Origin of the sequence: Marisediminitalea aggregata, assembly GCF_900129565.1 — a bacterium.
Lineage (GTDB): Bacteria > Pseudomonadota > Gammaproteobacteria > Enterobacterales > Alteromonadaceae > Alteromonas > Alteromonas aggregata.
The window spans coordinates 708,300-733,892 of sequence record NZ_FQWD01000002.1 but is presented as its reverse complement, the minus strand read 5'-3'; the positions used below and the strand labels follow the sequence as shown (position 1 = coordinate 733,892).

The following is a 25,593-nucleotide window of genomic DNA, read 5'->3' as shown; positions in this document are numbered from 1 at the left end:
TGCTTCAATGTGGTTTTGTCTGTTCGACTGCCGTTTGCGACAGTGGCAGCGAATTACACAGTATAACAGAACCGTCGTTATTTTGACTACTCTGCTGTCTATTTTTGACTCGTTTATTTTAGCTTTTTGACGATTGTTGTTATCGACCAGCCTGGCGTTCTTTCATTAGCAGCGTCAATTCCTTTTTTTCGGAATCAGACAAGGCTTCTATACGTGATTTGGACAAAAGTTGATCGATTCGGCTGTCGAAATGCCAGTCAAGCAATCGGGCAAAACTGTCGCGATAAACCCGTGCTGCATCCTCTTCCGATACCAGGTGTTCTTGCATGAGCATCTTGCCCAGGGTTACTGAGTGGGGATGATCGCGGAAGTTTTCAAGTACCATCGCGGTGCTGGCATTAGGATGCTGCTCGCAAAACGCAAATAAATCCTGTAACACCGGAAGGCCAGCGATGCCAGATCCCGCCAGATAAGAGGGCTGCACGGAATCTGCGCAATCCGCGGCTAAGCCCGGATGCTCAAGTAGCAGGCGTATCATCATGCGAATCGGTGACAGGCGTGACTTTTTCATGTTGTCGAAAGTACCGGCCCGATTGGGTTTCTGGGCCCGGTCATTGGCGTTGCGAATATCACGGTCCAGTTTGAAGCGGTCGTATTCGCCTACGTGTTTGCTTAATTCTTCCTGCAGCATTTGTTTTTGTTGTTCGCCGGCAACCTGATCAATCAATGGCTGAGCGGCAGACTTCAACGCAACCTTGCCTTCGGGGGTACCCACCGGATGCTGTTTGAGTAACGTATCGAAGAAAAAGCGCGATAATGGCGCAGCGTCGGCAATCAGAGATTCAAATGCCTCTTTGCCAACTTTACGCACCATGGTGTCCGGGTCTTCGCCGTCGGGAAGGAACAGGAATTTTAAATGCACGCCATCTTTCAAAGCGGGCAGGGCATTCTCTACCGCTCGCCAGGCAGCATCACGTCCGGCGCGGTCACCGTCGTAGCAACACACGATTTCCTGATTGCTGCGCATCAGCATAGTCATGTGTTCCTGAGTGGTTGCTGTACCCAGGGCGGCGGTTGCGTACTGAATGTCAAACTGACTGAGGGCAACCACATCCATATAGCCTTCAACAATCAAAATCCTCGGTAAATTGCGTTGTTGACGGGTGTGGTGATAACCAAACAGTTCGTAGCCTTTGTGAAATATGCGGGTTTCCGGGGAGTTCAGGTATTTCGGCCCATTACCTTCCAGAATACGCCCGCCAAAGCCACACACACGGCCGCGTTTATCGCGAATAGGAAACATGATGCGGTCGCGGAAGAAGTCATATTGCTTGCCATTGTCGTTTTGATTAACCAGTTTTAAGTCAATCAATTGCTTGCGTACCTGGTTGTCGTTACCAAATGTTGATAACAGCGCATCCCATTCCGGCGGCGCGTAACCAATTTCCCATTGCTTAACGATTTCGCCAGACAGGCCGCGTTTTTTAAGGTATTCCACTGCACCGGCGGCTTGTTTGTGGTGTTTTAATTGGTGCTGAAAAAAGCGCGTCACTTTTTCCATTAACTGATAATCAGACTCGGTTTGCTGCTTCTTCTCGGGGCTGAAGCTTCGTGCGCCAATGCCTTGTTCTCGCGGCACATCAAGGCCGTGCAAGCGGGCAAGTTCTTCAATGGCCTCAACAAACTCAAGCCTGTCGAATTCCATTAAAAACGAGATAGCGTTCCCGTGGGCTCCACATCCAAAGCAATGATAAAACTGCTTATCCTGTGCAACAGTGAAAGACGGTGATTTTTCGTTGTGAAACGGGCAGCAGGCAGAGTAATTTTTACCGGCTTTTTTAAGGCGAACGCGGCTGTCGACGATTTCGACAATGTCTGTTCGAGCCAGTAAATCATCAATAAATTCGCGAGGGATTTTACCCGCCATAACTGCTACACACTGCCAAGAAGTTAATTCAGAAACGTATTCAGGCTACTGTATCAGGCTGGGGAAATTGCGCAAACAGTTAGCTGATTCAGAAAAGGGAAAATACAGCTATTAGTTTAGTTGCTGTTTGATTTTTGCGCTGAGCGCACCCATGTCGGTACGGCCCTGGACCTTAGGTTTCAGGAAGCCCATTACCTTGCCCATGTCTTGCATGCCACTGGCTCCCGTGCTCGCCATGGCTTCGTTAATTAACGCGGCCAATTCGTCGTCGGTGAGTGCTTGTGGTAAGAAGGTTTCGATGACGGTGATTTCAGCACGTTCTGTTTGTGCCAAATCATCGCGACCTGCCGCGTCGTATTGTGACGCAGCATCCTGACGCTGCTTGACCATCTTGGTTAAGATCGCAAGCACATCGGCGTCAGACAGGGTTACCTGTTCGTCGATTTCTTTTTGCTTTATGGCAGCAAGGGCCATACGAATAGTCCCCAAGCGAACTTTGTCTTTCGCTCGCATAGCGTCTTTTTGGGCGTTTTTTAATTCGTCAATCAGTGCCATTGGGATACTCGTTTACTGCTAATCAATAAAATGCAAAGAGGTCTCAACGAGACCCCACTGCCAATCATTGCTTAGTAAAGTTTTACGCGACGTGCGTTTTCGCGAGCCAACTTCTTAAGATGACGCTTTTTAGCAGCTGCTTTCTTGCGCTTGCGTTCCCAAGTAGGCTTTTCGAAGAATTCACGACGACGTACTTCAGACAGTACACCTGCTTTTTCACAAGAACGCTTAAAACGACGCAGTGCTACGTCAAATGGCTCGTTTTCTCTTACTTTAACGATGGGCATTAAAATCTCACCTCAAAACTTAACGGATTTCCGGGGTTCAACTGGGTTTTTTCAACCACCCGGGTTAAAAATGGTGCGAAATTCTAATCATTCGAGACGGCGATGTAAAGCCCCGGTGACAAAAAAGCCGATAAAAAATAGCCAATGTGTCGGGGCAGGGCGTGGGTGATTGAGATTGTTGATTGTCCAGCCCGCTATGAATCGGGTAAACTTTAACGATTAAATCCGTCCTTAGCAAAGAAATTACGACCATGCGTGTATTAGGTATAGAAACCTCATGTGATGAAACCGGCATTGCAGTATACGATGATGAAGCGGGCTTGTTGTCGCACACATTGTACAGTCAGGTGAAACTGCATGCTGACTATGGTGGCGTTGTGCCTGAACTGGCTTCGCGGGATCACGTCAGAAAAATTGTACCGCTTATTCAAAAGGCGCTGGATGACGCCAACTGTAAAGAAGAAGATATAGACGGTATTGCTTACACACAGGGGCCGGGACTGGTTGGCGCGCTGTTGGTCGGCGCGTCAGTAGGGCGTTCGCTGGCCTACGCCTGGGATGTGCCTGCTATTGGTGTTCATCATATGGAAGGGCATTTGCTGGCGCCGATGCTGGAAGAGACTGCCCCGGAATTCCCGTTTGTGGCCCTGCTGGTGTCTGGTGGCCACTCGATGCTGGTGCAGGTTGACGGTATTGGCCGTTATACGTTGCTTGGTGAGTCGATAGACGACGCTGCGGGGGAAGCATTCGATAAAACCGCAAAACTACTGGGGCTGGATTATCCCGGTGGTCCGTTACTTGCTAAACTGGCAGAGCAGGGCGAACCCGGCCATTACGCTTTTCCGCGTCCAATGACCGATCGCCCGGGACTGGATTTCAGTTTTAGTGGTTTGAAAACCTTCGCTGCCAATACCATTCGCGACGCTGACGACAATCCGCAAACCCGCGCTAATATTGCTTATGCGTTTCAGGAGGCGGTCATTGATACACTGTCGATCAAATGCAAGCGTGCGCTAAAGCAAACGGGGTTGAAGCGGTTAGTTATCGCCGGAGGCGTAAGCGCCAACACCGAACTGCGTAGTGCAATGAAAAAGCTCATGCAGGATATCCGTGGCGAAGTATTTTACCCCAGTCTGGGATTTTGTACTGATAACGGCGCCATGATTGCCTATGCGGGCTTACAGCGTCTGAAAGCCGGGCAAAGCACCCCCCTGTCCGATTCAGTTAAACCTCGCTGGCCACTGGATACGCTTTCTGCGCTTTGATTTTGGTTCAGTAATCGCAAAATCGCTGGTTACCCAGCGATTTTCACTGGATTGTCACACTTCCCCGATAAATACTGTCACTCTCAGATCCTAAAAAGAAACCATTCTGTTTGGACGAATGGACAAAGAATAAAAAGGTAGTGATTGTTATGCAGCGCTTAGTTGTTTTTGTTATTACGTGTTTTTCCATAATGACATCCAGCGTTTATGCCACTTCTGACCAGCATGTGGTACTGATCTCAATAGATGGCTTTAGGCATGATTACATTGAAAAGCATAAGGCTGCGCATATAGCGGCTATCGCCCGGCAGGGGACTCGTGTAATGTCGATGCAACCGGTATATCCGGCCAATACGTTTCCCAATCATATTTCGCTGTTAACCGGTTTGCTGCCCGTGAATCACGGTATTATTAATAATCGCTTTTACGACAAAGCGCGTCATGATTACTACAAAATGGGTAAGGGGTATGAAGACAGCACGTGGATTACGGCCATGCCCATGTGGAACCTGGTGGAAACACACGGACTAAAAGCCGCAACGTTTTTCTGGCCTGAGTCTGATGCGCGCATTGGCGGACAGCTTCCTACTTATCATTTCCACTATTCTAAATATGCCGACTACCAACAACGCGTCGATCAAATCATGGAATGGCTGTCTTACCCAGAGGTGAGCCGTCCTCGTTTTATCGCAGGGTATTTTTCATTGGTTGATACCGTTGGGCACGATTTTGGACCTGATGCACCAGAAACTTATGAAGCGGTTCAGCAACTGGATGCGCTAATGGGGCAGCTTTACAAGCGTATTCAGGCACTGCCTTTTAAAGTGAACCTGGTATTGGTGTCTGATCACGGCATGACGCCGGTGGACCGAGCGAAAGCCATAGAGGAATCTGAACTGCATATCAGTGAGGATTTTCTGGTGTTGAATGAAGGCGAGCAGATCCTGCTCTACGCTAAAGACGGTGTGGACCAGGCGGCAATTGAGGCGCAGCGTAACCGTATAAACGCGCTGAGACTACCAGGCGTGCAGGTGTTTGATAAGGATCAACGTCAGCATTATCGAATGCCGCATAATGACCGTACCGGAGACCTCATTATTACCATTGCACCACCGGCAAAGTTTATTAAGCGCAAAGACAGTCGTGTTGGCCCTGGCGGTCATGGCTATTTGCCAGAACACCCGGACATGGGGGCGTTTTTTGTTGCTGCTGGCCCGGCGTTTAAAGCGGGGCTGACATTCCCAGCAATGCGTAACTTGGAAGTGTATCCGGCATTGGCAAAGATCCTGGGTCTGAAAGTATTAACGCCAATTGACGGTCAGTTATCAGTATTAGCCCCGGCTTTGCAGGTTGAATAATTCGCCATGCCCGCCGTGTTGACATGGCGTGGTAAGAGGAGCGGTACCATGAGCAAATCCTATCCAGAGATAACCCAGCGAATCTCTAGCAATATGAAAACCCTGCGTTCGGATATAACCGATACCATGCAAGGCTTTTCCGCCATGGCCCAGGCGGCCACCCGTGATGGCGTACTGGACAAGAAAACCAAAGAGCTGATTGCTCTGGCTATAGGTGTTTCAACCCGCTGTGATGGTTGTATTGGCTTTCACGCCAAAGCATTGGTGGAATTGGGCGCCACTAAAGCTGAAGTGGAGGAAACGCTGGGAATGGCCATCTATATGGGGGGCGGGCCTTCTTTGATGTACGCGGCAGATGCGATGCTGGCGTACGAACAATTTAGTCAATATGCGGAGTAGATTTGCACAGTATTTCCCTCGGACCACTTGGGCTTTCTATTGACTATGCGCTGATATGGGGAGCGTTAATGCTGGCCTGGGCAGGCTGCTATGTATTCAGTCGGCGCGCAAATAGTCCAAAAACCTGTTACCAATTTGCCAGCAATGCGGTGTTTGGTGCCTTTGCCATAGGCTTCTTTTTTGCCCGGCTTGGTTTCATTGTTGGACAGTGGTCGTATTTTCATGGTGATGTTCTCGCTATGCTGGATGTGCGCGACGGCGGTTTTTCTGTCGGAAGTGGCCTGGTCGCAGCGGCTTTGTATGTCAGCTACAGTATCCATCGCCATCCTGTAATCCGCTCTACCCTGCTATGGACTGGTGTTGCAACATCCGTCGTTATGCTTCCACTTTATGTCGCGGTTTCCCTGTTGTTGCGTTCAGCGTCGATGCCAGTGCCTATGGTAGGGTCGCTGGAAGGCAGTCCGGTGAATCTTTCTGACTTTAAAGACAAACCGCTGGTAATTAATTTCTGGGCAACCTGGTGCCCACCTTGTCGCCGCGAAATGCCGGCGATGGCCAGGGCGCAGCGAGATAATCCGGATATCCATATTGTGCTGATTAACCAGTCTGAATCGCCTGCTCAGGTTCGGGCGTTTCTCGCTGAACAAGAACTTGAATTGAACAATATGCTAATGGATGTCTCGGGTGACGTAAGTCGGGAGTTTGGTGTTGCCGTGTTGCCGACTACGTTGTTTTATTCCCGGGACGGCAAATTAATATACCGGCACGTTGGCGGTGTTTCTGATGCCAGTCTGGCAAAAGCAATACGTATTTTACAGGCAGAATCAACGCCGTAGTTCAACGTCCAGTAACTTAAGCCTTGCTTACTAAAGAGAAATTGCAAAATCTGGCCTGCTTGTCGTCGATTAACGACCCTCTGTATTCCTCTAATTGTATTCTTCATTTGCATCGTGCTTTCATATGAATTACATTTGTAATCCATATGGATTACATTTGTAATCAATATGGATTACAGTTGTAATCAATATGGATTACAGTTGTAATCAATCTGGTAAAGGGATGTGGAAATGAAATTAGCTGTCTATTTCTTTGCGATTGTCAGCATATTGCTGGCTGGATGTGCGAGTAAGCCAACGGTATATGTATACGCAAAATATTTAAGTGAAAGTCAGAAAAAAGAGGTTAAAGAGGCGTTCGAGGAGTCGGAGCAATATCAAATTATACTGAATGACTTCGATATGCCAGCGTCCATTTCTGAAAACACCCTACTTTATTCTTTGTTGCTTCGCGATCCTGAATTTATTGCACTTGCAGAGGCATTGTCTGTTGAGGCAGGTTTTCCGATTAAGCGCACCCAGGGGATGACGAAGGGAAATCACTGGTATACGAAGAACTCACTGGCTTTGTTTTTACTGCCGGAAAATAACGGTAGTAACCTTGTGTTATTTAAACAGGATCTTATCAACCGATACGAAGGAAAACAGTGTGAAAATGTGACCGCGCTGAATTTAGAGAGTGACGGCACATTTCTTCTGGACGTTCAGTCCCAAAGCGGTGGCTACCTGGGAGATTCGGTGAAAGGCACCTGGAAATACCGGCAATATCCATTCGTAGAATTGCAAAAAGCGGGGTTAACCTACGCAGAGTATTATTTTGAAATACAGCAATTCACTGGCAGTGATGTTGTGGGCGAAATAGACTACGTTGAACTTGTTTCGCTAAATGCGGGCTCTTTACCTGGCGGTTGCTCGTTTATTGTGGGCACCAGGCGCTAACTTAAGCGGGGCTGAGTTAAGGAGTTACTCGTTGGCTTTGCCCTTGTCCCACACTTTACTCTCTTCACCGGCCCAAAGGCGTTTGATATTGTCGCGGTGGCGGAAAATGATCAGAATCGACAGCATCGCAACGGGCAGTGTGTACTGGGGTTTAATGAACCAGGTGAATACCGGCGCCAGCATGACTGATACCAGTGCGCCCAGCGATGAGTACCCCCATATAAAGACCACCACAGCCCAACTAGCGATTAACAAACCAGCCAGGGAAGGGCCAATAGGCAGCATCGCGCCAAATGCGGTTGCTACGCCTTTCCCGCCGTTAAACTGGAAGTAAAGGGGGTAGATATGTCCCAGACAAGCGGCGATGGCAATCAGGCCGAGTGCAACCGGAGGGATCCCCATAAAATACGCGGAATACACCGGGATGGTGCCTTTCAGGATATCCGAGAGCAATACCAACACGGCCGGGAAACGACCGCCAATGCGCAGCACATTGGTTGCGCCAGGATTGCCTGAGCCATTTTTTCTGGGATCGGGTAAGCGAAATAGCCGGCTAATGAGCACAGCACTGGATACTGACCCAACCAAATAGGCCACACAAACCATCAGTAAACTCAGTGCAATCATGACTATATCCGCTGTCATACAATAAGTGTGCACACACTACTAGAAACTTTGTCCGAAAGCCAGAAACACAATGTAACTGCCCATGACTGATCCGGCTGCGTCTGTGTATCTGTATGCTATACTGCGCGCAAAAACCGCTAGCGGTTTCAAAGCGTTTCAGAATGTAATTCGATGTAGACTAAAGGCCTTAAAAATGCAGCAAATTTTTATAGAAGGACTCAGCGTACCTACCCTGATTGGCGTGTACGACTGGGAGCGCACGCAACAAACCACGTTAATAATGGATTTGCTGATCAATGCTGACCTGTCTGAGGCCATGGCGTCTGATGATGTCAATCACACCATAGACTATGCAGCTGTTGCTGAATGCGTTAAAGAAGTCGGCGCATCAAGCGGCTTTGAATTGCTCGAGGCGTTGTCTAAAGCGATTGTTGATAGCCTCTGTGCACGTTTCCCGATTCAGAAACTGGTATTGAAAATCGAAAAGCCCGGAATTTTGCCCGATGCGCAAAAAGTAGGCATTCAGGTAACACACGAGGTTAGCGAGTGACATTGCACCGCGTTTTAATTGGTATAGGTTCAAACATCGAGCGGGAATACCACACGCGCCAGGCATATCATGTGCTTAACCAGCATTTTCACAATGTGAAGGTGTCCAGTGTGTATGATTGTCCTGCGGTAGGCTTTGAAGGACCAGGTTTTTACAACTGGGTAGCCAGCGTAGAAACCCCGTTAAGCCTTGAGGAAACCTATCAGTTATTCAAGCAGATTGAAGCGGAGTTCGGCCGAAAAAACTGGCATAAGACGCCGTGTTCCCGCACAATGGATTTGGATTTATTGTGCTTCGATAACCAGGTGTGTCAGTCACCCGTTGTGCTGCCCAGACCCGAAATACTCGCCCGGGCATTTGTGCTACGGCCTCTGGCAGAATTGGTGCCAAATGAACGACATCCGGTTACAGGCAAAACCTACGAAGCGCTCTGGCAACAATTTGACCGCACATCCCAACCTATACAGCCTATTGCATTTGAATGGAGTTCAACACAGGCATGACGTTATTTGAAATCATTGTACTGGCCATAATTCAGGGCTTAACCGAGTTTCTGCCCATCAGTAGCTCTGCGCACTTAATTTTACCCGCTGAAGTACTCGGCTGGCGCAATCAGGGGTTGGCGTTCGATGTGGCGGTGCACGTTGGAAGTTTACTTGCCGTTATGATTTATTTTCGGCGGGATATTTTTACCATGTCGGTCGCGTTTCTGCAGCATGGTTGGCGCAAAGAACAAACGACGGACAGCCGTCTGGCCTGGTTTGTAGTGATTGCGACGATTCCGGCCGTCATAGCGGGTTTCTCGCTAAAGGACATCATCGAAACCCATGCCAGAAGTGCAGCTGTCATAGCTGTAACAACCATTGTATTTGGACTATTGCTTTGGTACGCCGATGTGAAGGCTAAGCATGTACAAAAGCTGGAGTCGATTACGCTTAAACAAGCGGTCATTATTGGTTTTGCACAAATGCTGGCGCTCATTCCCGGCACATCCCGTTCAGGTATTACCATGACAGCAGGCTTAATGTTAGGGCTGGACCGCGAAAGTACCGCGCGCTTTTCATTCTTGCTTTCAATTCCGGTGATCCTGGGTGCAGGCCTGTTGGCTGTGAAAGACCTGGTAGAGGCTGACACGGCAGTAGACTGGAATGCACTTATCTACGGTGCGGGATTCTCGTTCGTCGCGGCGTATCTGTGTATTTTCCTGTTTTTAAGCTGGATTAGCCGCATTGGTATGTTACCGTTCGTGATCTACCGTTTGCTGCTGGGCGCTGTATTGGTTGCCTTTATATTCTGGTAAACCTTTTATTGGAGATAGCTGATGGCTGAAACCATTTTTGACAAAATTATCGATAAGTCGATCCCTGCTGAGATCTTATATGAAGATGAGCTGGCGCTTGCCTTCAGTGATATCAACCCGCAGGCACCGGTACACTTTCTGGTGATCCCGAAAAAACAAATCGCGACGATTAACGACATAACTGAAGCTGATCGCGAAGTCGTGGGGCATTTGTATGTTGTGGCAGCGAAACTGGCCGCCGAGAAAGGCTTTGCTGATCAGGGTTACCGTGCGGTAATGAACTGCAACGAGTATGGTGGTCAAACGGTGTACCATATTCATCTACACGTACTGGCAGGTAAACCGATGGGATGGCCACCTTACACTGATAAGATGAAACCGTTGGAATAGCCCTGAACGATTTCTATACCTAATTCTGGTTCATTAATTGTAGGTGCCAGGAATAAAACGAAGCCGCTTAAACAGCGGCTTCATTGTATTGGATTGGTGAGTAAAGCGGGGTTACTTGAGTCCCAATTGCGCTTTACCCTGATCGAAGACGATATCAACCGGAATGCTGGCGCTGGCCAGTCGCTCAAGGTCACCAGCCAGCTGTGGCTTAATTACCCCTTTGTCTGCAACCAATGCAGCAACGCCAGCATAGTCACCATCGCCCTGCAGTGTAAGAATACGCTCACTGAGTGACGCGACAGCCGCCGACATTTTGTCCATGTTTACGCTATACAGTCCCTGTTCGTCACGGTCAAACGCGCCGGCTTCGGCAAAATAGTTAAAGCGAATCATATTGGCCTTTCCATGTGCAGAGCTGGCACCAAAGCGCACCGAACGGAAAATGCCCGCCATAAAGGTCACATAATAGTCTTTCAGTGTACCTTCGGTGATTTCACCTTTCTCCAGCAGGCTCTGTACCATGTACAGACCTAAAATATCAGCCTTGCCTTCTTCAAGTGCCGAAGCATGTTCTTTGAGTGCTGCGCGCACGGTTTGCTTGCCGTCCAGTGTATTCTTTATGCCCAGCCCGTGTGCGACTTCGTGGAACATAGTGTTGGCAAAAAACGCGTTAAACGTTACGTGCTCACGTTGTTCCGGTGCAATAAGTACGTCAGCAATCGGCGCCAGAATATGGTCAAATTTTGCCTGCATAGCATTTTTCAGCTGTAACCGACGAGTCCCTTTTTCCAGCTGCACACGTTCGTCGTTTGGCAGGTTGATTGCGATGGTTTTGCTGCCCGCATTTGAGTGGCCGGCATAATAAATCACGTCATAAGCATTTAAATCTGCGTCTGATCCTGGAGTTTCCTGTTTATAAGCATCAGGGACAGGTAACCCGCGCTGCAGTTCAGGCAGAAACTGGGCGTACTTGGCCAGCTTTTCGCTCCAGGCCATATCTTTAATTAACACGTAGGCTTCAAATGCAGCGCGATAACCAAACAATTGATCTTCGTAGCTTTCAATGGGGCCAATGACCAACTCAATGGGGTTGGTCTTCATATCCATCCAGGCCATATCCGAAGCCAGATAGTCATCGGATAACAAGGCATCTGCGCGCAGTGACAGGTAATTCGCAAAAGCTGGATTGTCTGCCAGTTCTGACGCTTTTCTCAGTAGCTCTGCGGCTTTTTGCAATGGCGCTGCGTAGGCCTCGCTGTAAGGAATGCTGGTGAGGTTACCTGCATCGTCGTAGCGAACTATTGAGTACAGACCGTCTTTGTCGGCAAATGACGCCTTGTTAAACGCGTCTTTTGTTATGTCGTGGGGATAGAACTCTGCTCCAGGTGCCTTTTCTTCGTATCCGCTAAGAAACGGCCTGTCGCCATTTAACCTGTCCCACGGACCGTAATTGATATCAGCAAAACGGCGAATGGCGGGGTCTGTAAGTGATGCAAGAAAGTCGGTTTTGTTTTCGTGAAACGCTTGTTGCCAAAACAGGTTGTCCATAATGACAGAGGCATCAATGAGTAACGACAGCATTGCGCGCTGATTTTCGCTCAAATGAGTCAGGTCCGCGGTAAGAGGAACCTCGTGATAAATAGCAAGACGTTCTTTTGGAACAAGTAACGAGGGCGAAGTCGTCGTACTGCCGGGTGAGTCATTGCTGGTTGGTTGGCTACAGCCAGAGAGGGCAATAACACCGCCCATTAATGTAGCTAGCAGTGTTTTGGTAAATAACTGTTTCATATGATTTTCCGTCTGTTTTTGTTGTTCTTTAGTCTAAAAATTTGAAAATTTAGCGTTAGCATAACCAACCTTTTATGCAGATGCTATACTCAAACCAGACAGGGTAAACACGCCGGGTGTCGGAACAGGCGGCGGGTTTTTTGTATGACCCTTATATTTATTGCGCAGGGTCAAAAAGAATAACAATCCCTGGGTGCGCGATCTCAGAATCGTTGTTATATTGGATTTTCTGCATACTAATGCCGGCTCCACGGAAGGCATGAGATCGCGAGAATAGCTGTCTGGCTATAACCAGGCACACAATAAGCCAAGACTAAGGTAGGACTATGTCGACACAAAACGCGCTGTTAACCATTCTGGTTGAGAAAATCAAGAACGATACACTGGTATTACCCACATTACCTGCAGTTGCATTAAAAGTTCGTAAAGCAGCAGATGATCCGGATATAAACCTGAATCAAATGGGCGATGTAATTGGTCAGGACCCCTCACTTAGTGCTCGCATGATTAAAATCGCGAACAGCGCTTATATGGGGCGGGCTGTTAAAGTAACTTCAATTTCTCAGGCGGTAACCCGTATTGGGCTGCGCCAAATTAAAAATATCGCTACTGCACTGGCCATGGAGCAGCTGTTCGTGTCTAAAAACGAACTGGTAGGCGAGTACATGAAACGCGAGTGGAATAACACAGTTGAAGTGGTGGCTAATGCCATGGCGACGCTACAACTGTACGTGGCTCGCACCAAAAATCGCGAAATGACCATTGATACCATGACGCTAACGGCCTTGGTCCACAACATTGGTGTACTGCCTATTCTTACCGAAGCCGAACGCCATGAAGAAGTGTTTGCCAGCCCGACGTTCCTCGATGATGCGATTGATAAACTGGCGCCGCGCATTGGTGGCAGCATCATGCAAAGCTGGGGATTTGGAGATAATTTTGTCACGGTAGCAGAGCGCTGGCATGATCTGGCCTATATTCCTGAAAAACTGTCCTATGTTGACTTTGTGCGCGTGGGAGCGGCATTAGCGGGCCAAATTAACAATCAGAAAGACGCCATATTGAATCTGGCGATTCAGCGCGGTGTGGTAGAAGACGTTAATTCGTTGTTGTCTGACGAGTTTGCTGAAATGCGTTCAGCAGCGAAACAGATTTTTGCGTAAACCGTTCCAATAGCAGCGTTTCGCGGCAGCCTGAATGCTGCCGCAGAGACGTTATCTGCTGACAACCTGTCTTTTCCAGCCTGACGTAAACCCTAACGTCACTACGCCTAATAATAATCCCCAGACCGGCGCGCTTATCCCCAGCATGGTTAAGCCGGAAGCGCTACACAACATAGTGAGCAGTGCAGCCTGACGATAGTGGGTTTCTTCCAGTGCGCGCAGCAAACTGCTTTGTAACGTAGCCAGAAGTGCTATACCTGCCAGCAACTGTGTGACGACAGTTGGCATCATGGTAAATACCGACACAATTGCCACCGCCATCGCACCTGACAGTAAATAACCCAGGCCTGCTGCAACACCGGCTTTGTAACGTTGTGCCGGATCGTCATCGACGTTTTCAGCCATACAAATTGCAGCGGTGATGGCAGCCAGGTTATACATAAATCCTCCAAACGGCGCGGTGAACAGCTGTAGTAAAGCAATACCCGTTAGTACAAAACGGTTGTCTGGTTTGTAGTGATGGCTGTGCAAAATACTGATGCCGGGTAAGTTTTGCGACAACATGGTAATCAGGAATAACGGCACGCCGATACTGATAAACGCAGATAGCGACCAGGTAGGCATTACCCACTCCAGTGTGGGTAAGCCAAGCGTGACGGCGGGAGCCCCGGCAGGGCTTAACACCCAGGCAGCGATACCTGCCACAACCAGTAATATCAACATGAGATAACGGGCAAAAAGCCGGCTGCCAAGTAAGTAAATTCCAACAAATAACATGGTGAGCAGCGGGTGTGACGTGGCGCTGCTAAATACATTCAGGCAATAGGGCAATAGTATGCCGGCCAGCATCGCCGCCGCCAGCGCGGGCGGAATACGTTCGATACCCCGCATCAACGCCTGACTGCGCGCCGCAATCAGGCTGAGTATACCGGCGCCAATCAGCGCGCCTGTTACGTCGGAAAGTGAGAAAGGGCCAGCAGTCGAAATGAGAAATACCGCACCAGGGGTCGACCAGGCTGTCACCACCGGCATGCGAAATTTAAGCGAGAAGTACAGGCATGAAATGCCCATGCCGAGTCCTAATATCAGTAACCAACTGATTAACTGAGCATCGTTAGCACCGGCTTGTCGCGCGGCTTCTATAACAATAACAACGGAACTGCTATAACCCACCACGACAGCAGTCAAACCTGCGGCAATGTGACTGATGCGAAAATACCCTGCCATGACACTCCCCACGTTGCAGAACACAACATAAATGGTTAATGTGCGCTATAGCGCACAAAAAACGCATCATAGCATTGTGCGTTATAGCGCACAATTGGGAATACTATGCACGACCACATTTCAAAGAGCATTGCAGAACAAATAAAACAGCGCCGAAAAACGCGCGGATGGAGTCTGGATAAGCTGTCAGCCGCAAGTGGCGTGTCAAAGGCAATGCTGGGGCAAATTGAGCGTCAGGAGTCTAGCCCCACGGTCGCGACCCTGTGGAAAATTGCGACAGGCCTCGAATGTTCGTTTTCTGGCTTATTAAGTCGCACCGATGCATCACCTTACGGTGACGATGAGGAGCTGGCTCGCCATGAAGATAACTTTCGGGTAAAGACCCTGTTCGCGTTTAATCCGGACAGCGGCTTTGAAATGTTTGAGTTAACGCTATTAAACGCACATACCCAATGGTCTGACGCGCATGCTGTTGGTGTTTATGAACATGTTGTAGTACAACATGGCGAGTTGCTACTTTACTATGACGAACAATGGCATACGTTGAAAGAGGGCGAGAGTGCCCGGTTCCATGCCAACCAACGCCACGGGTACAAAACAAATGGACAACAAACCCGGTTTATCGATGTGATTAGCTACCCCTGATTTTAAACATAAATGCGTGAACAAGGAGTTAGTTTGAGTAAATCGCATTCGTTAACGGCCTCGCCATCCGACCTTTCAAAAACGGAGAATACCCGTTATATCAGCCTGGACACGCTGCGCGGATTCGCGTTGCTTGGCATTCTGATGATGAACGCGATTGCGTTTGCGTATCCCGAAATCGTCTATTCCAATCCGTTTGCAATGGGGGCGCTGTCTTCTGCTGATTTGTGGCAATGGATGCTGACCGATCTGTTTTTTGCAGAAAAGTTTTACGCGTTGTTTTCGATGTTGTTTGGTGCCGGCATTGTGCTAATGGCAAACAAGCAATCTGATCCGCAACGAGCGAAAAATCTGCATTACCGCCGCATGCTCTGGTTACTTATGATTGGCCTGATTCACGGTTACCTGTTGTGGTGGGGAGATATTCTGGTCACCTATGCCATTTCGGGAATGTTGATTTACTCTTGCCGCCATTGGCGTATTCGAAGTTTGTGGATTGTGGCTGTGCTATTGCAGTTGGCGATCACGTGTTTGTATTTGCTAATGTACTGGGGCTGGGATGTCATGCCGGCCGATGAGCTGGCAGAGTCCAAAGCGGTATTCTGGCCATCTGAGCAAACACTGAGGGCGGAAATTAACGCTAACCTCGGCTCCTGGTGGCAGCAAACTACCTATCGGGTAGCGACTACCATCGAATACCAAACCAGTTATTTGATTCCGCTTATTGTGCGTATGTCCGGGATCATGTTGATAGGTATGGCCCTGTATAAATCAGGGGTATTGCTGGCAACAAGATCCTCGCGTTTCTACCTTACACATTTGTTGCTATTTTTACCGCTGGGTGTGGCGTTAAGTGCTTGCGGCGCCTGGGCAATTGCCAGCAGTGAATTTGCGCTGCCCTCGTCCTTTTCTACCGACCGCTTATGGAACCTGTGGGGATCGTTGCTAACCGCCTGGGGGTACACCTGTTTGTTCATGCTAATAGTGCAACAGGCGAAGGTTAGTGCTTCAGGTATTGGCGGGCGCATTACCGCCTGGTTGGCGCCGGTAGGGCAAATGGCACTAACAAATTACCTGATGCAAAGTGTGTTGTGCGGCGTGATATTCTACGGCTGGGGAATGGGGCTTTATGCGTCACTGTCGCGCTGGCAGGTTTCTATGGTGGTGGTGGTTATTTGGTTAATTGAAATTAGTTGGTCACGCTGGTGGCTAACCCGTTTTCAATTTGGACCGGTAGAATGGATTTGGCGCAGTGCCACCCAACGTCGCCGGCAAGCCTGGCGACGTTAGGGCGTCATTAATTACAGGTCTTTATCTAAAGCCAGCGTTTCGCTAAGGTAACCCACAATGCCGCACACTTCTGCCGACATCAGGGCAAATTCAGCGTCAAGACGAGCTGCAACCTGATCTTTCGGAATGTCCTGGGTTTCTTCTTTGATACGGTCGGTAAACTTCACGCGCTTTATGGTGCCGTCTTCCTGTATAACCGCTTCCAGGGTTTCGTCGAATTCAAAGGCCACTTTCTGAACCAGCTTGCCGGCGTCCAAGTGGTGCTGAATTTCTTCGCTGTCCAGTGGCTGGTTTTTGCATCGAATGATACTCGCGGTTTCGTCTGTAGACTTGAACTCCGCTTCTTCCAGTAATTCAATTTTCTCGGGTGGCTGTTCAGTTAACCAATGAGTTAATTCACTTTGCAGGCTGCTGCGCACCAGTGGCACTACCGGCAATGAACCCAGCGCCTTTCTTACCATAGCAAGGAAAGCTTCTGCTTTGCCGTCGGCACTGGCATCGACCACGACCAGGTTGTCCGGAATGGAAATAAAGCCATTAGTGTAGGTGTTTTTGGTAAACGCCTGTGGCAGCAAACGGGTGATAATTTGCTGTTTAAGATCTGACTGGGCCTTCTTACCTACCGGTGAGCCGGTTTCGGCTTCGATTTGCTCGACTTTCTCAGCCAGTTCAGCATTAACAACCGACGACGGCAGCAGTCGCTCTTGTTTCTTCAATGTGATCCAGTAACGCAACTGCGTTTGATGAAACAACATGCTGTGTTGGCCTGCTGAGTGAAAAGGCGAGGCAAAGCCCATAGTGGCCGTTTCTTGAGTGCCACAAGGGCGAAAAGCGAATTCATTTAACGCCGTTTGCAGCGCTTCGTCATCCAGGGACAGAGGTTGTGTCAGCCGATAAGCTTTAATATTTTTAAACCACATAGAGCAACAGATTCTTTTGAAAAGGGCGGCAAAGGTTAGCAGTGCCGCCCGTTGATCGCAATAGAAGGAAAACGGAATCTACGTTCGTTTTGGAAAGCGAATTTCGTATCGAAGGCCTTTGTCGGGTTCACTGAAGGCGTCGATTTGGCCGTCCAGTGCCTGGGTGACGAGGTTGTACATGATATGCGTACCCAAACCACTGCCGCCCTGGCCGCGTTTTGTGGTGAAAAAGGCATCGAATAAGCGGTCAAGCTGACCTGCATTCAGGCCACAACCGTCGTCTTTGTAGGTGATCATAACGTCTTCGTCTTCTTCTTTTACAAGCAGGTCGATGACGCCATTGTCCTTGTGCTCAAAACCGTGAATGATTGAATTCATGATCATATTAGTAACGACCTGAGCAATAATACCCGGCGCAGAACGTATCTCGAGGTCCTCGGGGCATTCAATGTTCACAACGTGCTTTTGGTGTTTGAATGAAGGTGCCAGAGATTGCAGTACTTCGTGCAGGTAACTCTTTAAATTAAATACCCTTTCGGCTTCACTTGTCTGGTCTACTGCTACTTGTTTGAAGCTAGTGATAAGCTCAGAGGCACGATTCAGGTTTGTCAGTAACAGGTGGGTTGTTTGTTCAGCTTCTCCCAAAAACGAGGCCATGGTTTTATTAGTCAGCGACTTTTCCTCGTAGGCTGCTTTTACCGTATCAATGCGGTCACGCAGGAAACTGGCTGCGGTAACACCAACACCTAAAGGCGTATTTACGTCATGGGCGATACCCGCGACTAATCCGCCCAACGACGCCATTCGTTCCGATTCAAGTAGCTGATCCTGAGCCAGCTTCAGGTGCTCCATAGATTTCGCCAGTTCCTGGTTTTTTTCTCTGAGTACATTTTCGATGTACTGTCGGTTTTCATTTTCCTGGCGAAGTTCTCGCTGGTTGGTGATCAGTTCGTCTTTCTGGCGTTCAAGGTCCAGCATGATCTGGCTAAGTGAAGCGGTCTTTTTCGCAACTTCCTGCTCGAGAAGGAGGTTCTGGTCGTCTAGTTTTTTGTTGACCCGGGTGAGTTCTTCCTGGGTACTTCGCAGCTTTTGCTGAGAAATTATCAAGTCGTCTATGACCTGGTTGTAGGAATACTGTAATAAGCGCAGCTCGTTTTCATCGTGCAGTGTTAAATGCACTTTTGACTCTTCCGGATGCTCCGGGTTGAATGCGCTCATTTGTTGCGTGATTTCTACCAACGGATCAGACAGCATCCGTCGGAATGCGGTCATAAATAAAAACACTAAAAACGCGGTTTTTACAATGGCGTTACCCAACAAAAAGAAAATACCGACTTCGATTCGGCTAAAGATAATATTAAAGTTGGAGTAAAGGGTAACGTCACCCACCGTTGAAGCGCGATTGGAAAATTCAAAGATAAGCGGAAAGCTGTAACTGAATAAACCGCCGCTGTGATCTTCCAGTTCGCCGCTGCTTATTGGCGCGCGAATTTGCGCAATGGTCATGCCTAAATCCGCAATGTACTCACCGTTTTCATCGCGAATCTGCACGCCGGTAACAATCGGGAGCTCCATTAATCCTTCGGCAATGGATTGAGCCTGAGGTATGTTTACTTCCCAAATGGCGCGGGTCAGGCTGGTCGAAAAGGTGTTTTTCAGGGTTTGAAGTTCAGATTCGATGTGACTTTTGGTGCTTAGATACTCAGTGAATATCTGGCCAATGGTAACGATAAACGTCAGTATGAAATACACCGACAATACCCGGGTAAGTAATTTTCTCGACAATCCTGTCTGAACCGACGCCATCTGCAACCTATTTGCTATACGAATTGAAAAACCTGTGCTCAGTCAAGAATATGTGCAAATTGCTGAATTAACAAGTTATACGCGAGTGTTTAACGTTAAGTTTCATCGTAGCTTTTGTGTTACGTTGGATTCGGTGTCAAAGTTCATAAACTTGACATAATAATGTAATCGTTTAATAAAATTGTCACACACCCTGATAATAATAGCGGCGTTTTGGTTATGAGCTGGAAAAAATCTATGTCAAGAAGAGTCTTGTTAGTGGAAGATGAAGCGCCGATTCGCGACATGCTGAAATTTGTGCTGGAGCAGTCTGGTTTTGAAACAATTGAGGCGGAAGACTTCGACATCGCGCAGCAAAAATTGGTGGAACCGTACCCGGATTTGATCCTGCTTGACTGGATGCTGCCAGGTGGCAGTGGAGTTCAGTTAGCGAAAAGTCTGAAGCAGCACGAGTTTACGCGGGATATCCCGGTTATTATGCTGACTGCTCGCGGCGAAGAAGAAGACAAAATTCGCGGCCTGGATGCGGGCGCGGATGATTACGTCACCAAGCCTTTTTCACCAAAAGAACTGATTGCCCGTATTAAAGCGGTAATGCGTCGCGTTACACCCACGTCGAATGAACAGCCAATCGAATTCAACGGCTTGAAGTTAGAGCCTATCTCGCATCGTGTCATGGCCAATGAAGACGCGCTGGATATGGGGCCGACGGAGTACAAACTCCTGCATTTCTTTATGACACACCCCGAGCGTGTTTACAGCCGTGAACAGCTGCTCGACAATGTATGGGGTACCAATGTGTATGTAGAGGATCGAACGGTAGACGTACACATTCGCCGGTTGCGTAAAGCGATTGGCATGCATGGTCACGATGCTATGATCCAGACTGTGCGTGGTGCCGGTTACCGCTTTTCTACTAAACTGTAAGTCATTAGCGCAATGGGGTATAGTGGTTGCCCCATTCAGCTTTCAATTACGTCGCACAAGTAAAGGATAAACCGGGATGTACTACCCCTTTTCATGGTTTAAGTCGATTGTGCGACTGTGTCTGTTTCTCATTGTATTTGCCCTGGTTGGCTGGTATCTCGACGACATGCTGCTCGCCGTGGCGTTAGGTGCTACCGGGTTACTGTTACTGAATTACTGGCATCTTTATAAGCTCAATCGCTGGTTGTGGCATAGTCGCAAAATGTCACCGCCATCGGTAAATGGTCTGTGGGAACATATCTACGAAGGGATTTATTACCTGCAGCGCCGCAACCGTAACAAGCGCAAAGAATTAGGCGCGTTGGTTAAGCGGTTTCGGGAAGGGTCAGAAGCGCTACCCGATGCTGCAGTAGTGGTTGATGCAAAAGCCTGTATTATCTGGTGCAACCGTTTGGCTCGACTGGAACTGGGATTGCGTTGGCCGAGTGACGCTGGTCGCCGCTTGGACAACCTTATTCGCCATCCGGAATTTATTCAGTATTTTCACGCGGGTAAATACCACTACCCCATTGAAGTGCCTTCGCCGCTGAATCCGCAAAAAACCTTCGAATACCGAATCATGCCCTATGGTGAAGAACATTTGCTGTTGATAGCACGGGATGTGACCAGGGTGTCGCAGTTGGAAGAAATGCGCAAAGACTTCGTGGCTAACGTGTCTCACGAATTGCGCACGCCATTAACCGTGATCAATGGTTACCTGGAAATCCTGGCGGGCAACGGTGAAGAACTTGACCCGCTGACGCAAAAGGCCTTTTTGGAAATGAGTTCGCAGACGCAGCGTATGCAAAGTCTGATTGAAGATTTGTTGGTGCTGTCGCGAATTGAAGCGAGCTCAGAGCGGATTTATGAAAACACTGTGGATATGCCCGCAATGCTGCGCCAGATTAAACTGGAAGCCGATGCACTCAACAAAGACAAAGGCCACACCATAGCCTTTCATCTTGATGAAGGGGTTAAAATTTACGGCATTGAAACGGAGTTGCGCAGTGCCTGTTCCAACCTCATTTTTAATGCCATTAACTATACGCCGCCGGGCGGCCATATAGATGTGTATTGGTCGGTGACCAAAGATGGTGTTAAGTTCGCGGTTAAAGACGATGGTGACGGCATTGAACAACGCCACTTGTCGCGATTGACCGAGCGCTTTTACCGGGTCGACAAAGCGCGCTCCAGAAAGACGGGTGGTTCAGGACTGGGCTTGTCGATTGTGAAACACGTACTGAATCACCATAATTCTCAGCTTCAGATCACCAGTGTGGTGGGCGAGGGTAGTGTGTTTTTCTTTAATTTCGACGCCGAAATGATTGCCAGTCAGGATCCTGTTCTATGATGCGTATTGTGGTACTAACCTTGTTGTGTTGTTGGCCTGCACTGGTCGCCGCTGACGCACCTGAATACGAACGCAAACCCGGCGTGGCCGGCAAGATTACGTCTGTGGGTTCCGACACCCTGGCGAATCTGATGACCCTGTGGTCGCAGGAATTTAAACACTTGTACCCGGATGTAAAGTTTCAGATTCAGGCATCCGGTTCATCAACGGCACCGCCTGCGCTAACCGAGGGTACCGCCACAATCGGGCCGATGAGTCGCGAGTTGAAGCCCAGTGAAATTCAGGCATTTATAAGAGCGCACGGCTATCCGCCCACGGTCATTCAGGTGGCGTTGGATGCGATTGCGATTTTTGTTGAGCGCAGAAACCCATTGCCAGGCCTGACTCTTTCTGAGGTCGATGCAATCTTTTCCGCAACACGGTTTTGTGGTGGTGAGGAAGCAATATCTCACTGGTCTCAGTTAGGTGTCCATAATTATGGTCAGGGCGCGCCAATCCGCTTATTTAGCCGGAATTCGGTATCGGGTACGTACGGCTTGTTTAAAATCATAGCGTTGTGTGATGGTGATTTTACCAAAACCGTCAACGAACAACCCGGCTCGGCGTCGGTCGTGCTTTCTGTTGCATCCAGTAAAGGCGGCATGGGCTATGCGGCCTATGGTTACAAAACGGCTGGTGTCAGGGCGTTGCCGCTGGGTGAGAATGCTGCGGAGTTTATTCCCCTCAACGTAGAAACCGTGCGGGAGCAGCAATACCCCTTCACGCGTTTTCTGTATTTAGTGATCAACAAATCCCCTGACGAGCCGTTGCCCACGCTGGTCAGAGAGTTTCTTACCTTTGTGCTGTCAGATACCGGGCAAAAGCTGGTGGCCCGAGACGGTTATTTTCCTATCAAAGAAACGCTATTGTTACGCCAACGCCGCCAATTGCTGGGGGCTTCAAGGTAAATTGTGACAGCAAAGCCGACTTTGCCGGCTCGCCTGATCTACACAACGCGTTTTCTTATCAATCTCTAAGCTTTTGTTTTTTAAGTGGAATTTTTAATTCAGGCTAGCTTGGTAGCTTAAAGTCATTGATATATCTAATTTTTACCGCTGTTTTTTTATTAAAGTTTTGTGACGAACCTGTAATGTAACATTTCTGTCATTTTGCTTAGGTACTCTTCTCGCGTTTTTAAATTATAAGTCTATTTCTCACTTGGAGACACGCATGGAACTTAAGCAGTTATTTCAAGCCTCAGCAATTGCTGCGGCGCTGGCTCTTGCTGGTTGTGGTGGCGACATTAACATCACTGAAGGTAGTATCGACAACAGTGTAACAAACAACTACGGTGATTCAGGTACCGATGGTGGCACTGGTGGTGGTACAGACGGTGGTACTGACGACACGCTACCAGGTGAAACCAGCAGCTTCTTAAGCTCTGAAGTTTCTGCGGCATTAGGTCAAACGGTTGAAGTACGCACATTGTCTGGCACACTAACTGCCGACGATGCTGACGAGAACGGCAACATTACACTGACTAACGACACAGTATGGGCAATTGAAGGTCCACTGTTTGTTGGCGAAGACAAAGCAAACAGCGTTAACCTGGTTATCGAAGAAGGCACAATCATCTTCGGTCGCAGCGGTGGTGATTACCTGGTTGTTAGCCGTGACTCTTCAATCGAAGCAGTGGGTACTGCAGACGCACCCATCATCTTTACTTCTTATCAGGACGTTACCGGTGACGAAGTTGGCGCAGGCCAATGGGGTGGTATTGTATTGCTGGGTAATGCGCCATCTAACAAATGTCCACAAGACGGCTCTGACTGCGCACTTCAAATCGAAGGTGTAGAAGAAGGTGCGGTATTCGGTGGTACTGACGAAACAGACAGTTCAGGTACAATTAACTACGTTGTTGTTAAGTATGCAGGTTTTGAAATTGCAGTTGACAACGAACTGAACGGTGTAACTTTCGGTGGTGTTGGTTCTGGTACCGAAGTTGATTACCTGCAGGTTCACTCAAACGCAGATGACGGCGTAGAATTCTTCGGTGGTAACGTTAACGTTAAGCACCTTGTATTAACCGGTAACGAAGATGACTCTGTAGACTGGGACAACGGCTTCCAGGGTAAACTGCAGTATGTATTCGTTCAGCAGAACACCGCTGACGGCGACGCCAACCGTGGTATCGAAGCCGATAACGACGGTTCTGTACCAGACATCGAGCCGCAATCAAACCCAATGATCTCTAACCTGACAATCATAGGTAACAACTTTGACGGTGAAGACGATTCTGAAGGCGTATACCTGCGCGAAGGCACTGGCGCTCAAATCTATAACATGGTTATTACTGGTCCATCAGGTATGGGTGAGTGTTTCGAAGTTGAAAACTCAACTGAATCACAAGCTAACCTGGCTGACGGCACCATCACTGTTAAGTCTTCTGTTATTGCATGTGCTAACGGTGAAAACTTTAAATCTGACACAGCAAACGGCGGTACTGACCTGGAAACCTGGTTCACTGCTGAAACCAGCAACAAGGTTCTGGATGCGTCTGCCATCCTTTTGAGCTCTACAGGCAAGCCTCTGGCTGACAGCCCACTGTTAGGTGCAGGTGATGATGCATCGCAAGTTGACGGTTTCTTCGAAGCAACTGACTTCATTGGTGCAGTGGGTGAAACTGACTGGCGTCAGGGTTGGGCGTTTGGCTTCGGCGGCGGCACAATTCAGGTTGTTGAATCAACCTCTGGTTGTCCTGCTGGTACCTCTAACATCGCGTCTGTAGACGGTGTTACAACGACCTGTTCATTAAGCGGTACTTTGACTACTGATGTGAACCTGACTGAAGGTAACATCTATGCATTGTCTGGTGCGGTATTTGTAGGCGGCGACAATGAAAATAGCGCTACGCTGTCAATTGACGCTGGTGTAACGGTTTATGGTGCGTCTGGTAACGATTACCTGGTAGTAAGCCGCGGTTCAAAGATTGAAGCTGAAGGTACAGCGACTGACCCAATCGTATTTACTTCATACGACGACGTAACTGGCGGCACAACGGCGGCTGGTCAATGGGGTGGCCTGGTAATTCTGGGTAACGCGCCTTCTAACAAATGTCCGGATGACGGTTCAGCTTGTGCCCTTCAGGTTGAAGGTGTAGAAGAAGGTGCTGTATTCGGCGGCACTAACTCTGAAGACAACTCTGGTATCCTGCGCTACGTTCGCGTACAGTTCGGCGGTTTTGAAATCGCGCTGGACAACGAGCTGAACGGCATCACGTTTGGTGGTGTAGGTTCTGGTACCACTGTTGACCACATCCAGGTTCACGCGAATGCGGATGACGGTGTTGAGTTCTTCGGCGGTTCTGTAAGCGTTAAGTACCTGGTTCTGACCGACATTCAGGATGACAGCATCGACTGGGATAACGGCTTCCAGGGCAACATGCAGTACGTACTGGTACGTCAGGCACAAGACAACTCAGATGCTAACCGCGGTATCGAAGCTGATAACGACGGTTCTAACCCGGCTATTGAGCCTCAGTCTAACCCGTCACTGGCTAACGTAACCATTATCGGTAACACGTTCGACGGTGAAGATGACTCAGAAGGTGTTTATCTGCGCGAAGGTACAGGTGCACAACTTTACAACTTCATCGTAACCGGTCCAGCTGGTATGGGTGAGTGTTTCGAAGTTGAAGATTCAACTGAATCACAAACTAACCTGGGCGACGGCACTATCATGTTCAGCAACTCAGTTATCGCATGTGAAAACGGCGAAAACTTCAAGAATGCTGACACTGCAGTAGACCTGGAAGACTGGTTCCTGAACTCACAGTCGGGTAACGCTGTTGCAGCTACTCAGGCAGATGTTGTCTCTGGTATCTACAGCACAACAACAGCCACACCGTTTGACTTTACAGGTGACAGCTTCTTCGACAACGCTGACTTTATTGGTGCGGTTAAAGAAGGTGATGACTGGACTGCAGGCTGGACCATTGGTCTGGAGTAAAGACCGGTAGCTGGTTA

General features: G+C 48.7%; 24 protein-coding genes. 16 read left to right on the top strand and 8 right to left on the bottom strand.

Features of this window, described 5'->3' with window-relative positions; all coding sequences use genetic code 11:
• Nucleotides 1-139: 139 nt before the first annotated feature.
• The 3 genes from dnaG to rpsU form a co-directional block, all read right to left on the bottom strand.
• Nucleotides 140-1,927: a DNA primase gene (gene dnaG, locus BUB81_RS07360; protein ID WP_073320515.1), complete on the bottom strand. Its 1,788-nt coding sequence runs from the start codon at nt 1,925-1,927 to the stop codon at nt 140-142.
• A gap of 111 nt (nt 1,928-2,038) precedes the next feature.
• The gene (locus BUB81_RS07355; RefSeq protein ID WP_073320512.1) at nt 2,039-2,482 is read right to left on the bottom strand and encodes a GatB/YqeY domain-containing protein; all 444 of its coding nucleotides are present in this window, start codon (nt 2,480-2,482) and stop codon (nt 2,039-2,041) included.
• 71 nt (nt 2,483-2,553) lie between these two features.
• A complete protein-coding gene (gene rpsU / locus BUB81_RS07350; protein ID WP_012517258.1) occupies nt 2,554-2,769 on the bottom strand; it encodes a 30S ribosomal protein S21 in 216 nt (71 codons plus the stop codon).
• A gap of 251 nt (nt 2,770-3,020) precedes the next feature.
• Here rpsU and tsaD point away from each other — a divergent pair, with 251 nt between their 5' ends.
• The 5 genes from tsaD (at nt 3,021) to BUB81_RS07325 (ending at nt 7,566) form a co-directional block, all read left to right on the top strand.
• Nucleotides 3,021-4,034, top strand: a complete 1,014-nt coding sequence (tsaD, locus tag BUB81_RS07345) for a tRNA (adenosine(37)-N6)-threonylcarbamoyltransferase complex transferase subunit TsaD (protein WP_073320509.1) — start codon at nt 3,021-3,023, stop codon at nt 4,032-4,034.
• A gap of 191 nt (nt 4,035-4,225) precedes the next feature.
• Entirely contained in the window at nt 4,226-5,392 is a 1,167-nt protein-coding gene (locus BUB81_RS07340) for an alkaline phosphatase family protein (RefSeq protein ID WP_245819133.1), read from the top strand.
• 48 nt (nt 5,393-5,440) lie between these two features.
• Entirely contained in the window at nt 5,441-5,791 is a 351-nt protein-coding gene (locus BUB81_RS07335) for a carboxymuconolactone decarboxylase family protein (protein WP_073320483.1), read from the top strand.
• Nucleotides 5,792-5,793: 2 nt separating this feature from the next.
• The gene (locus BUB81_RS07330; protein ID WP_139241523.1) at nt 5,794-6,627 is read left to right on the top strand and encodes a TlpA disulfide reductase family protein; all 834 of its coding nucleotides are present in this window, start codon (nt 5,794-5,796) and stop codon (nt 6,625-6,627) included.
• Nucleotides 6,628-6,858: 231 nt separating this feature from the next.
• On the top strand, nt 6,859-7,566 hold the full coding sequence (locus BUB81_RS07325; RefSeq protein ID WP_073320477.1) for a hypothetical protein: 708 nt from the start codon (nt 6,859-6,861) through the stop codon (nt 7,564-7,566).
• A gap of 24 nt (nt 7,567-7,590) precedes the next feature.
• Here BUB81_RS07325 and plsY read toward each other — a convergent pair whose 3' ends face one another.
• The gene (gene plsY, locus BUB81_RS07320; protein WP_073320474.1) at nt 7,591-8,193 is read right to left on the bottom strand and encodes a glycerol-3-phosphate 1-O-acyltransferase PlsY; all 603 of its coding nucleotides are present in this window, start codon (nt 8,191-8,193) and stop codon (nt 7,591-7,593) included.
• A 193-nt stretch (nt 8,194-8,386) separates the two neighbouring features.
• Between plsY and folB the strand changes: the two genes are divergently transcribed.
• From folB to BUB81_RS07300, 4 genes are read left to right on the top strand one after another with little or no spacing between them, the layout of a single operon-like run.
• Entirely contained in the window at nt 8,387-8,743 is a 357-nt protein-coding gene (folB, locus tag BUB81_RS07315; RefSeq protein WP_073321101.1) for a dihydroneopterin aldolase, read from the top strand.
• Nucleotides 8,740-9,246 (top strand): 2-amino-4-hydroxy-6-hydroxymethyldihydropteridine diphosphokinase, encoded by a 507-nt coding sequence (gene folK, locus BUB81_RS07310; protein WP_084526307.1) that lies wholly within the window; start codon nt 8,740-8,742, stop codon nt 9,244-9,246. Before folB ends, folK begins: the two co-directional genes overlap by 4 nt.
• Entirely contained in the window at nt 9,243-10,043 is an 801-nt protein-coding gene (locus BUB81_RS07305; protein WP_073320471.1) for an undecaprenyl-diphosphate phosphatase, read from the top strand. Before folK ends, BUB81_RS07305 begins: the two co-directional genes overlap by 4 nt.
• A gap of 21 nt (nt 10,044-10,064) precedes the next feature.
• The gene (locus tag BUB81_RS07300; RefSeq protein WP_073320467.1) at nt 10,065-10,433 is read left to right on the top strand and encodes a histidine triad nucleotide-binding protein; all 369 of its coding nucleotides are present in this window, start codon (nt 10,065-10,067) and stop codon (nt 10,431-10,433) included.
• Nucleotides 10,434-10,544: 111 nt separating this feature from the next.
• Here BUB81_RS07300 and BUB81_RS07295 read toward each other — a convergent pair whose 3' ends face one another.
• A complete protein-coding gene (locus BUB81_RS07295) occupies nt 10,545-12,221 on the bottom strand; it encodes a dipeptidyl-peptidase 3 family protein (RefSeq protein ID WP_073320464.1) in 1,677 nt (558 codons plus the stop codon).
• A gap of 326 nt (nt 12,222-12,547) precedes the next feature.
• Between BUB81_RS07295 and BUB81_RS07290 the strand changes: the two genes are divergently transcribed.
• Nucleotides 12,548-13,384, top strand: coding sequence for an HDOD domain-containing protein (locus BUB81_RS07290; protein WP_073320461.1), 837 nt, complete (start codon nt 12,548-12,550; stop codon nt 13,382-13,384).
• Between the two features lie 51 nt (nt 13,385-13,435).
• Here BUB81_RS07290 and BUB81_RS07285 read toward each other — a convergent pair whose 3' ends face one another.
• Nucleotides 13,436-14,611 carry a benzoate/H(+) symporter BenE family transporter gene (locus tag BUB81_RS07285; protein ID WP_073320458.1) on the bottom strand — a complete coding sequence of 392 codons (1,176 nt, stop codon included), beginning with the start codon at nt 14,609-14,611 and terminating at the stop codon, nt 13,436-13,438.
• Nucleotides 14,612-14,716: 105 nt separating this feature from the next.
• On the opposite strand from BUB81_RS07285, the gene BUB81_RS07280 reads away from it, so the two are divergent.
• The gene (locus BUB81_RS07280; RefSeq protein WP_073320455.1) at nt 14,717-15,256 is read left to right on the top strand and encodes a helix-turn-helix domain-containing protein; all 540 of its coding nucleotides are present in this window, start codon (nt 14,717-14,719) and stop codon (nt 15,254-15,256) included.
• Between the two features lie 33 nt (nt 15,257-15,289).
• Complete coding sequence (locus BUB81_RS07275; RefSeq protein ID WP_175555781.1) at nt 15,290-16,546, top strand: DUF418 domain-containing protein; 1,257 nt, start codon at nt 15,290-15,292, stop codon at nt 16,544-16,546.
• A gap of 11 nt (nt 16,547-16,557) precedes the next feature.
• Here the strand turns inward: BUB81_RS07275 and rdgC are convergent, their stop codons facing one another.
• A complete protein-coding gene (gene rdgC, locus BUB81_RS07270; RefSeq protein ID WP_073320449.1) occupies nt 16,558-17,466 on the bottom strand; it encodes a recombination-associated protein RdgC in 909 nt (302 codons plus the stop codon).
• 78 nt (nt 17,467-17,544) lie between these two features.
• The gene (locus BUB81_RS07265) at nt 17,545-19,272 is read right to left on the bottom strand and encodes a sensor histidine kinase (protein ID WP_073320446.1); all 1,728 of its coding nucleotides are present in this window, start codon (nt 19,270-19,272) and stop codon (nt 17,545-17,547) included.
• Between the two features lie 237 nt (nt 19,273-19,509).
• Here BUB81_RS07265 and phoB point away from each other — a divergent pair, with 237 nt between their 5' ends.
• The 4 genes from phoB (at nt 19,510) to BUB81_RS07245 (ending at nt 25,576) form a co-directional block, all read left to right on the top strand.
• Nucleotides 19,510-20,199, top strand: coding sequence for a phosphate regulon transcriptional regulator PhoB (phoB, locus tag BUB81_RS07260; RefSeq protein WP_073320443.1), 690 nt, complete (start codon nt 19,510-19,512; stop codon nt 20,197-20,199).
• A gap of 76 nt (nt 20,200-20,275) precedes the next feature.
• Entirely contained in the window at nt 20,276-21,589 is a 1,314-nt protein-coding gene (gene phoR, locus BUB81_RS07255; protein WP_073320440.1) for a phosphate regulon sensor histidine kinase PhoR, read from the top strand.
• Nucleotides 21,589-22,536 carry a PstS family phosphate ABC transporter substrate-binding protein gene (locus BUB81_RS07250; RefSeq protein ID WP_073321099.1) on the top strand — a complete coding sequence of 316 codons (948 nt, stop codon included), beginning with the start codon at nt 21,589-21,591 and terminating at the stop codon, nt 22,534-22,536. Before phoR ends, BUB81_RS07250 begins: the two co-directional genes overlap by 1 nt.
• Before the next feature lie 262 nt (nt 22,537-22,798).
• The gene (locus BUB81_RS07245) at nt 22,799-25,576 is read left to right on the top strand and encodes a hypothetical protein (RefSeq protein WP_073320437.1); all 2,778 of its coding nucleotides are present in this window, start codon (nt 22,799-22,801) and stop codon (nt 25,574-25,576) included.
• Nucleotides 25,577-25,593 lie beyond the last annotated feature (17 nt).

Excerpts from the sequence above, each read along its gene's own strand:
- folB (WP_073321101.1), top strand. The coding sequence starts at position 8,387 with ATGCAGCAAATTTTTATAGAAGGACTCAGCGTACCTACCCTGATTGGC.
- tsaD (WP_073320509.1), top strand. The coding sequence starts at position 3,021 with ATGCGTGTATTAGGTATAGAAACCTCATGTGATGAAACCGGCATTGCA.
- BUB81_RS07340 (WP_245819133.1), top strand. The coding sequence starts at position 4,226 with ATGACATCCAGCGTTTATGCCACTTCTGACCAGCATGTGGTACTGATC.
- rpsU (WP_012517258.1), bottom strand. The coding sequence starts at position 2,769 with ATGCCCATCGTTAAAGTAAGAGAAAACGAGCCATTTGACGTAGCACTG.
- BUB81_RS07285 (WP_073320458.1), bottom strand. The coding sequence starts at position 14,611 with ATGGCAGGGTATTTTCGCATCAGTCACATTGCCGCAGGTTTGACTGCT.
- phoB (WP_073320443.1), top strand. The coding sequence starts at position 19,510 with ATGTCAAGAAGAGTCTTGTTAGTGGAAGATGAAGCGCCGATTCGCGAC.
- BUB81_RS07355 (WP_073320512.1), bottom strand. The coding sequence starts at position 2,482 with ATGGCACTGATTGACGAATTAAAAAACGCCCAAAAAGACGCTATGCGA.
- phoR (WP_073320440.1), top strand. The coding sequence starts at position 20,276 with ATGTACTACCCCTTTTCATGGTTTAAGTCGATTGTGCGACTGTGTCTG.
- BUB81_RS07325 (WP_073320477.1), top strand. The coding sequence starts at position 6,859 with ATGAAATTAGCTGTCTATTTCTTTGCGATTGTCAGCATATTGCTGGCT.
- BUB81_RS07290 (WP_073320461.1), top strand. The coding sequence starts at position 12,548 with ATGTCGACACAAAACGCGCTGTTAACCATTCTGGTTGAGAAAATCAAG.
- dnaG (WP_073320515.1), bottom strand. The coding sequence starts at position 1,927 with ATGGCGGGTAAAATCCCTCGCGAATTTATTGATGATTTACTGGCTCGA.
- plsY (WP_073320474.1), bottom strand. The coding sequence starts at position 8,193 with ATGATTGCACTGAGTTTACTGATGGTTTGTGTGGCCTATTTGGTTGGG.
- BUB81_RS07300 (WP_073320467.1), top strand. The coding sequence starts at position 10,065 with ATGGCTGAAACCATTTTTGACAAAATTATCGATAAGTCGATCCCTGCT.
- BUB81_RS07295 (WP_073320464.1), bottom strand. The coding sequence starts at position 12,221 with ATGAAACAGTTATTTACCAAAACACTGCTAGCTACATTAATGGGCGGT.
- BUB81_RS07245 (WP_073320437.1), top strand. The coding sequence starts at position 22,799 with ATGGAACTTAAGCAGTTATTTCAAGCCTCAGCAATTGCTGCGGCGCTG.
- BUB81_RS07305 (WP_073320471.1), top strand. The coding sequence starts at position 9,243 with ATGACGTTATTTGAAATCATTGTACTGGCCATAATTCAGGGCTTAACC.
- BUB81_RS07265 (WP_073320446.1), bottom strand. The coding sequence starts at position 19,272 with ATGGCGTCGGTTCAGACAGGATTGTCGAGAAAATTACTTACCCGGGTA.
- rdgC (WP_073320449.1), bottom strand. The coding sequence starts at position 17,466 with ATGTGGTTTAAAAATATTAAAGCTTATCGGCTGACACAACCTCTGTCC.
- BUB81_RS07250 (WP_073321099.1), top strand. The coding sequence starts at position 21,589 with ATGCGTATTGTGGTACTAACCTTGTTGTGTTGTTGGCCTGCACTGGTC.
- BUB81_RS07280 (WP_073320455.1), top strand. The coding sequence starts at position 14,717 with ATGCACGACCACATTTCAAAGAGCATTGCAGAACAAATAAAACAGCGC.
- BUB81_RS07335 (WP_073320483.1), top strand. The coding sequence starts at position 5,441 with ATGAGCAAATCCTATCCAGAGATAACCCAGCGAATCTCTAGCAATATG.